General features: G+C 68.5%; 3 protein-coding genes. 1 reads left to right on the top strand and 2 read right to left on the bottom strand.

Annotated features, from left to right (window positions below):
* Window positions 1-123 precede the first annotated feature (123 nt).
* Together AC11WY_RS19220 and cbiQ are read right to left on the bottom strand one after the other, a co-directional pair.
* Window positions 124-996 (bottom strand): energy-coupling factor ABC transporter ATP-binding protein, encoded by an 873-nt coding sequence (locus tag AC11WY_RS19220; protein ID WP_482928479.1) that lies wholly within the window; start codon window positions 994-996, stop codon window positions 124-126.
* 1 nt (window position 997) lies between these two features.
* Complete coding sequence (cbiQ, locus tag AC11WY_RS19215) at window positions 998-1,819, bottom strand: cobalt ECF transporter T component CbiQ (protein ID WP_482928477.1); 822 nt, start codon at window positions 1,817-1,819, stop codon at window positions 998-1,000.
* Between the two features lie 183 nt (window positions 1,820-2,002).
* On the opposite strand from cbiQ, the gene speB reads away from it, so the two are divergent.
* Window positions 2,003-2,947, top strand: coding sequence for an agmatinase (gene speB, locus AC11WY_RS19210; protein WP_482928475.1), 945 nt, complete (start codon window positions 2,003-2,005; stop codon window positions 2,945-2,947).
* The last annotated feature ends 471 nt before the right edge of the window (window positions 2,948-3,418 follow it).

Below are 3,418 nucleotides of genomic sequence, written 5' to 3'. Positions count from 1 at the left end.
GGGGCGGGGGCGGGGTCGGCAATCGTGACCAGACGCAGATCGCCGGTCTGGAACAGCCGTGTGGCCTGCATCCGAAGTCTCCTCGCGGGTCTGCGGCCATCTCACCCCGGCCGAGCCGCGAAATCAAGGATCGGCAGGGTCGGGCGTGTCGTCGGCATCGCTGTGCAGGTGGTGGTGGCTGTGGTGCACATGGCCGTGGTGGATGTGCAGATGGGTGTGGGCCAGATGCGCGTCGGTCATCAGGGCGGCGTCGGTCAGGATCGCGCGCGGCGGCCCCTGCGCGATCACCCGGCCCGCCTTCATCACCACGCAAAGGTCGGCGATGTCGGCCACGATGTCGAGGTCATGCGTCGCCGTCACCACTGTGCGCCCGGTGCCGCGACAGCGGATCAGGAAGTCGATCATCTCCGACGCGCTCTTGGGGTCCAGCGCGGCGGTGGGTTCGTCCAGCAGCAGCGCCTCAGGCTCCAGCACCAGCACCGAGGCCAGCGCGACCCGCTTCTTCTCGCCGCCCGACAGGCGGTGCGGCGGGCGGTCCTTCAGCGCGGTCAGCCCGAACTCCGCCAGCGCGCGCGTCACGCGGGCCAGTACCTCGGCGCGCGGCCAGCCCATCTGCAACGGGCCAAAGGCGACCTCGTCCAGTACGGTCGGGTTGAAAAGCTGCACATCGGGGTTCTGGAACACGAGGCCAACGCGGCGGCGAAAGGCGATGGCGGTGGCCTCGTCCTGCAAGGCGTCCTCGGTCAGCGCCTGCCCGAAGGCGGCGACCCGGCCGCGTTGGGCGAAGTAAAGCCCGTCAAGGAGCCGCAGCAGGGTGGACTTGCCCGACCCGTTGGCGCCCAGCAGCGCGACCCGCTGGCCGCGCGGGATGCTCAGCGTCAGCCCGTCCAGCGCCGGAATGCCGTGATAGGCGAAGTGAACGTCGGCGATCTGGAACACCGGCGGCGTGAAGGTGGGCGGCGCGGCGACCGGGGGGGTGTAGGGCGCCCGGTCCATCTCAGGTGCCCCCGTAGAAGGCGAGCGCCACCACCGCCGCCCCGCCCGCCAGCGCCGCCCAGTCGCGCGGGCGGGTGCGGAAGTCCTGCAACAGCCGCGGCTCGCCCCGGTAGCCGCGCGCGATCATCGCCAGATGCACCTCGTTGCCGGTCTCGATCGCCCGGCCCAGCAGCGCGCCCGCCGTCGCCACCGCCAGCCTGCGGCCCTCGCGCGGGGTCAGGCGGCCGACCATCCGGCTGCGCCGCGCCTCGAACATCTGCGCCGCCGCTTGCAGGAACAGGAAGATGTAGCGATGCGTCATGCCGAAGATCGCCACCACCACCACCGGCACCCGGAAGGCGCGCATCGCCTTGAGCACATGCGGCCAGGGCGTGGTCAGGATCAGCAGCGTGGTGAAGCTCGCCGCCGTTTCCGCCCGCCCGATCAGGAAGGCCGCGCTGCGCAGCCCCTGCCGGGTGATCGGCCAGCCGGTCAGCGGCAGATGCGCCACCGTCACGCCGGGGGTCAGGAACGGCGCGGGCAGGGCGATGGTGCCGGTGAAGATCAGGATGCCGAGCCAGAGCGGTGCCAGCGTGCGGCCGATCGGCAGCCGCGAGGCCAGCGCGATCAGGACGGCCACGAGGAACAACCCCGCCACCGCCCAGAGCTGGTGCACGGCGGTGACCGTGACGGCCAGGCCCAGCAGCCCGCCCAGTTTCACCCGCGGATCGAGCGATTGCAGCAACCCGGGCCGCGCGGTCAGATCGTCCGACAGGCGGGCATGGTCAAGCGCGTGCAGCAGATGCGCCGTCATCCGCTCCAGCAGCGCCCGGCGCCGCCTCACGCGCGGGCCCCGGTGAACGATTCTGAAATAGGAAAAGCTCGGCTCATGGCCGCGATGTAACGCGGCGCGCGCGGGCGGGGCAAGGCGGCCGCGCTGCCGTGCGTGCGTGCACGGTTGACGGGGCGATCTTCCTTGGCATGGTAGGGCGGAACGCGGCCCCGACCGGCGCCGGAGGAGATCGACATGACCACCTACAACCAGCCGCTGGGCGGCAACGAAATGCCGCGCTTTGGCGGCCCGGCCACGATGATGCGGCTGCCGACGCAGGCAACGGCCGCGGGGCTGGATGCCTGCTTCGTCGGCATTCCGATCGACATCGGCACCTCGAACCGCCCCGGCACCCGGTTGGGCCCGCGCCAGATCAGGGATGAAAGCCGGATGCTGCGGCCCTACAACATGGCCACCCGCGCCGCCCCGTTCGAGCGGATGCAGGTGGCCGACATCGGCGACGTGCCGATCAACACCTTCGACCTGAAGAAATCGGTCGACATCATCACCGCCTTCTACGACGAGGTGCTGACCCACGGCGCGATCCCCTTGACGCTGGGCGGCGATCACACGCTGACCTGGCCGATCCTGCGCGCGATGAAGAAGGTGCACGGGCCGGTGGCGCTGATCCACATCGACGCCCACGCCGACATCAACGACACGATGTTCGGCGAGAAGGTCGCGCACGGCTGCCCGTTCCGCCGCGCCTGGGAAGAGGGCTGCCTGATCAACGACAAGGTCTATCAGATCGGCCTGCGCGGCACCGGCTACAGCCCCGACGACTTCGACTGGGGCCGCCAGCAGGGCTGGACCGTGGTGCAGGCCGAGGACTGCTGGCACAAGTCGCTGACCCCGCTGATGGCCGAGGTGCGCGCGAAGATCGGCGACGCGCCCTGCTACCTCAGCTACGACATCGACAGCCTCGACCCCGCCTTCGCCCCCGGCACCGGCACGGTGGAACCGGGCGGCCTGACGATCTGGCAGGCGCTGGAGATCGTGCGCGGCTGCGCGGGGCTGAACCTCGTCGGTGGCGATCTGGTCGAGGTCTCGCCGCCCTACGACCCCTCGGGCAATACCGCGCTGGTGGGCGCGAACCTGCTTTATGAGATGCTCTGCGTGCTGCCGGACCGGCGGGGGTAGGGGGCGTTTTCGTAGTTGGAGGGTCCGATGACGCCTTCGACTCCGAATAAACCCTAAGGTGAGCGCAGCACGAGGACAGTCCAGCCCTAGCCGACCACTTGGCCACCGAATTGCACTCTTCTTTTGGAGCCCTTCCTGAAAGGAGTGAGTTTCTGTTCCCTGGGTTAACAGCCTAGGCAAACCTCATGGTCACGGACTCGCGTTGAGGCGAGCGCGTGACTTGTCAAGGTTGTTTGAAGGCGTGTAGCCTGACAATGGGTGAAATTCGCGATGGGAAAATTCCTTGGAAAGACTGGAAACGCTTCGCTCTGTTCTGCATCAACCCGGCTTATTCACGGAAATCGGTTGGATTGGTTGCGTGCGTCTGAAATCGCTGTAGATTCAAGCTGCTAGACAGGAAACGACGGCAGCATCGGACGCAGGCATGGGTGAAACGTTACAGCCGGTCACGCCCAGTTTCAACCGGTCGCT

The organism is Solirhodobacter sp. (assembly GCF_964715405.1).
The sequence above is the reverse complement of the archived record's forward strand: the minus strand, read 5'-3'. Positions and strand labels throughout refer to the sequence as shown.